This window comes from Gilliamella bombi (assembly GCF_900103255.1).
GTDB lineage: Bacteria > Pseudomonadota > Gammaproteobacteria > Enterobacterales > Orbaceae > Gilliamella > Gilliamella bombi.
The window spans coordinates 699-927 of sequence record NZ_FMWS01000079.1; the positions used below are offsets into that span (position 1 = coordinate 699).

Below are 229 nucleotides of genomic sequence, written 5' to 3' on the forward strand. Positions count from 1 at the left end.
ACTACCTTTGTGTAATTGTTGATATCAGTAATCGAGAAATAGTGGGGCGAAGTGCTGGCAGGCATAAAACAGCGGCACTGGTCATGCAAGCTATGAGTCAAATTCCAATGAACTTACAGACGATTGAGTTGTTTCATTCTGATAGAGGAAAAGAGTTTGATAATCATTTAATTGATGAATGTTTAACAGCATTTGGAATTAAACGGTCGTTAAGTCGCAAAGGCTGCCC

1 protein-coding gene is annotated in these 229 nt (G+C 39.3%); it reads left to right on the forward strand.

What is annotated here, in order from left to right:
• The coding region (locus B9N71_RS11895; protein WP_143422142.1) for a DDE-type integrase/transposase/recombinase at positions 1 to 229 on the forward strand (229 nt) is incomplete at both ends.